Source organism: Streptomyces sp. ActVer, assembly GCF_027270795.1.
Taxonomy (GTDB): Bacteria; Actinomycetota; Actinomycetes; order Streptomycetales; family Streptomycetaceae; genus Streptomyces; species Streptomyces umbrinus_A.
Window position 1 is genome coordinate 1 of the sequence record NZ_JAPWHT010000666.1, and the last position, 3,941, is coordinate 3,941.

4 protein-coding genes and 1 pseudogene are annotated in these 3,941 nt (G+C 73.1%); 2 read left to right on the forward strand and 3 right to left on the reverse strand.

The features are described from left to right. Window positions 1–385: pseudogene (locus O3Q52_RS50050) on the forward strand (RNA polymerase subunit sigma-24); the annotation flags it as partial. 60 nt (window positions 386–445) lie between these two features. Here O3Q52_RS50050 and O3Q52_RS50055 read toward each other — a convergent pair. From O3Q52_RS50055 to O3Q52_RS50065, 3 genes are read right to left on the reverse strand one after another with little or no spacing between them, the layout of a single operon-like run. Further along, window positions 446–1,459: an NAD(P)/FAD-dependent oxidoreductase gene (locus O3Q52_RS50055; RefSeq protein WP_269655078.1), complete on the reverse strand. Its 1,014-nt coding sequence runs from the start codon at window positions 1,457–1,459 to the stop codon at window positions 446–448. Next, window positions 1,456–1,995 (reverse strand): isoprenylcysteine carboxyl methyltransferase family protein, encoded by a 540-nt coding sequence (locus O3Q52_RS50060; protein WP_269655079.1) that lies wholly within the window; start codon window positions 1,993–1,995, stop codon window positions 1,456–1,458. Before O3Q52_RS50060 ends, O3Q52_RS50055 begins: the two co-directional genes overlap by 4 nt. A 27-nt stretch (window positions 1,996–2,022) precedes the next feature. Then, a complete protein-coding gene (locus tag O3Q52_RS50065) occupies window positions 2,023–3,090 on the reverse strand; it encodes a type III polyketide synthase (RefSeq protein WP_269655080.1) in 1,068 nt (355 codons plus the stop codon). A 150-nt stretch (window positions 3,091–3,240) separates the two neighbouring features. Here O3Q52_RS50065 and O3Q52_RS50070 point away from each other — a divergent pair. Continuing rightward, window positions 3,241–3,941 (forward strand): UbiA family prenyltransferase (locus tag O3Q52_RS50070; RefSeq protein WP_269655081.1); only part of this gene is annotated, 701 nt, incomplete at its 3' end.

Consider the following 3,941-nt stretch of genomic DNA (forward strand, 5'->3'; position numbering starts at 1 on the left):
CTCGGAAGAGGCCCGGGCGGCGTCGAACTCGTTCCAGCGCGCGCTCGAAACCGGGGATCTGCAGGGGCTGCTCGACGTACTCGCCCCGGACGTCGTCTTCGTCAGCGACGGCGGCTGCCTCAGGCTGGCGGCCCTGCGGCCGGTCGTCGGCGCCGACAAGGTGCTCCGCTACATGGCCGGCAGCGTCGACAAGGCAGGCGGGACCTTCAGCAGCGAGCCCACGGCGGTCAACGGCAACCCCGGCCTCATCCTGCGCGTGGACGGCGTGATCGACGGCGTGCTGGCCTTCACGGTGGAGAACGCCCGCGTCACCGCCCTCTACTACGTCCGCAACCCCGAAAAGCTCACCCGCGTCGAGTCGGAGACCCCGCTCACCTCCCGCTGACGCAGGGGAGGGCCTTTGCTCGGCACGGGACTACAGGCGGTCTCCGGGGCCGGCCCACCGTTACTGCAGTGCGTGGACCGCGGCTGAGAACACCGGGGGCATCCGAGACGCTGCGGGGACGATGAGGCGGGCGGTGCCGGGACGGCGGCCGGCTGCCAGCAGGGCTCCGGTCAGCAGTCGGTGGCGGCGGGTCAGCCGGGTCCAGGCGCGTTCGTACGCGTCCGGTCGCCCGGCGGCCAGACAGCGCACGGCGGCACCGGCCGTCGCCAGCGCGAGGGCGATGCCCTCGCCGGTGAGGGCGTCCAGGTAGCCCGCGGCGTCGCCGACGAGCAGAACCCGGCCGGCGGTTCTGCGCCGCACCCGCTGCCGCAGTGGTCCGGCGCCGCGTACCGCTGTCGCGGCCGTTCCGCGCAGCGACGCGGTGAGAGCGGGGAAGGCAGTCAGGTGCTCGTCGTACCCGCGACGGCTGCGGCTGAGGATCGCGACGCCCACCAGGTCGTCGCCGACCGGTGTCACATAGGCCTCGCTGTGTCCGGACCAGTGGACCTCCACGAAGTCCGTCCACGGTTCGACGCGGTAGTGCCGGCGCAGTCCGTAGCGGCCTTGGGGGCGGTTCGGCAGTTCCAGCCCCAGGCCGCGGCGTACCGGGGAGTGCAGGCCGTCGGCGGCGATCAGCCAACGTGCCGTGGTCCCGGCGGCGGTGACCGTGTCCGCGCTCTGGTGCACCTCGCCGATCTTGCCCGGCAGTATGCGCACGCCGAGGTCGAGCGCGCGCTGGTGCAGTGCGGAGTGCAGCGTTGTACGGCGGATCCCCAGCCCGCTGCGATCGCGGAAGGGCGCTTCGGCGCGGGTGGCGCCGTCCACGTAGCGGATGCCACGCAGTTCGCGGCCACCGGCCTCGACGCCCAGTGCGTGCAGCGCGGCGACTCCGCCGGGCATGACGCCTTCTCCGCAGGCCTTGTCCACGGGCGAGGTCCGGGGCTCGACGACGACGGCCTCCAGTCCGGCGAGCGCGGCGTGGATGGCGGCCGCCAGGCCGGCCGGTCCGCCGCCGGCCACCAGTACGTCGATCACGCCGGAACGGTCGTGGTCGAGGCAGTCGCGGCGGCGAGCGCCCTGTTCTCGCAGCGGATGCGTACGGTGAGCAGGGCGGCATTGAGCACCGTGAACGCGGCTGCCGTGACCCACGCGGTGTGGACCAGGGGCAGCGCCACGCCCTCCGCGACGACGGCCACGTAGTTCGGGTGCCGCAGCCACCGCCAGCGGTAGGGGCCGCCGGTCACCAGCGGCAGGCCGGGTACGACGATCACCTGGGTGTTCCACCGGGGTCCCAGGGTGTGGATGCACCACCACCGCAGTGCCTGGGAGGCCGCCAGCACGGCCAGCATCGGCCAGGCCAGGGCGGGTACGAAGGGGCGGTCTGCCAGCCACACTTCGGCCGGGCAGGCGATCAGCAGGCCGGTGTGGAGGGCGACCATCGCCGGGTAGTGGCCCTGCCCGGTCACGGTCGCGCCGCGGGCGGTGCTCCACCGCTCGTTGCGGCGGGCGACGACGAGTTCGGCGACGCGCTCGCCGGCGACGGCCGCCACCAGCAGTCCGTACCAGATCATGTGTCCAGTGTCCTTCGATGGTTCGAACTACCAGCGCAGCAGGACGAGTTCGCAGGCGAAGCCGGGCCCCATGGCCAGCAGTACACCCGGCGTGCCCGGCGGCGGGCGGCGTTCGGCCAGGGTGTCGCGCAGTACGTGGAGCACCGACGACGAGGACAGGTTGCCCACGTCGGCCAGGTGACGCCAGGTCACATCGAGCGCCTCCTCGGGCAGGTCGAGGGCCTCGGTGACGGCCTCAAGGACCTTGGGGCCTCCCGGGTGGCACACCCAGGCGGTCACGTCCTTCGGCTTGATCCCGTGGTCGCCGAGGAACCCCTCGACGTCATCGGCGAGGTACCGGCGCACCACATCGGGGACCTGGGGGTCGAGGACGACCTTGAAGCCGGAGTCCTTGATGTCCCAGCCCATGACGCGCCCGGTGTCCGGATACAGGTGGCTGCGGGTGTCCACGATCGTCGGGCCGGCGCTCTCGTCCCGGCGGCCCGGGCGGCCTGCGCCGCAGGCGACGACCGCGGCGGCGCCGTCGCCGAACAGTGCGGTGGCGACCAGGTTGGTCATGGAGGCGTCGTTGCGCTGGAAGGTGAGCGAGCACAGTTCGACCGACAGCAGCACCGCGACGTGGTCGGGCCGGCCCAGCAGGTAGTCGTGCATGCGGGCCAGGCCGGCGGCGCCGCCGGCACAGCCCAGGCCGAACAGGGGCAGCCGTTTGACGTCCGGCCGCAGTCCGAGGCGGCCGGCCAGCCGTGCGTCGATGGAGGGGGTCGCGATGCCGGTGACGGAGGTGAAGATCAGCAGGTCCACGTCGGCTGCGGACAGACCGGCCATGTCCAGTGCGTCCCGGACGGCCTTGGTGCCCAGGTCGGTGGCAGCGGCGATGAAGACGTCGTTGGCGGCGCCGAATCCGTCCAGTTCCCCGTACCGTTCGAGCGGCAGCGTCATGTGTCGCGAGCGGACCTTCGCGCTGCGGTGCAGCCGGTCCAGGACCCGGCGGTCGGTGCCCTCCGGCAGGCAGGTGCGAGCCACCATGTCGGTGATCTCGGACTGGGTCCGACGGTGCGGTGCGAGGACACCGTGAACGGCGGCGATCCGCGTCATGTGGTTCCCGTCCGGTTACCAACTCGGGTGAGTTGCTTACGACGTGTTCCCCGGACGGGGACTTCGACACCATGAATCGCCCGTCCGGCCGTTCCTCCTGAGGGGTGTGTGCTCCGGCCGGGTGGGGCCGGGGCACCTACGATCGGCCGGGTGGGCACTCCTGAGCAGTCGACAACCGGCGGCCCGGCCGCGAGTTGGGCCGGCCGGGCGGTTGGCCTGGCCGGATCGTGCCACCCCGGGCCTGTCGTGGCGGTCACCGTCCTGATGGCCGCTCTGGCCGTCACAGCCGGCCAGAGTGCCGCGCGTTGCGCCCTGACCGCCGCCGCCGTGCTGACCGGGCAGCTGTCCGTCGGCTGGTGCAACGACGCGTTCGACGCGCGCCGGGACATCGCCGCCGGACGCCGTGGCAAGCCCGTAGCCGACGGAGCGGTCGGTGTGACGGAGGTGTGGGTGGCCGCGTATGCCGCGCTGGCGCTGTGCGTGCCGCTCTCGCTCGCCTGTGGCCTGTGGGCGGGCGCCGTTCACCTGGCCGGAGTAGCGGTGGCGTGGGCGTACGACCTGCGGCTCAAGGCGACGGCATGGTCCTGGGTGCCTTACGCGGTGGGCTTCGCCGCGCTTCCGGCGTTCGTGGCGCTGGGTCTGCCGGGACAGCCGTGGCCGGCCTGGTGGGTCGTCACCGCCGGTGCCCTCCTGGGGGTTGGCGCCCATCTGGGAGACGTACTGCCGGACATCCGCGGGGATCTGGCGACGGGTGTACGGGGATGGCCGCATCGGCTGGGCCCGGACGGCGCGCGGCTGCTACTGCCGGTGCCGCTGGTGGCCGCGCCCGCGGTGCTGCTGCTGGGCCCGCC

Coding starts and splice junctions, on each gene's coding strand:
- O3Q52_RS50060 (WP_269655079.1), bottom strand. CDS start 1,995: ATGATCTGGTACGGACTGCTGGTGGCGGCCGTCGCCGGCGAGCGCGTC.
- O3Q52_RS50065 (WP_269655080.1), bottom strand. CDS start 3,090: ATGACGCGGATCGCCGCCGTTCACGGTGTCCTCGCACCGCACCGTCGG.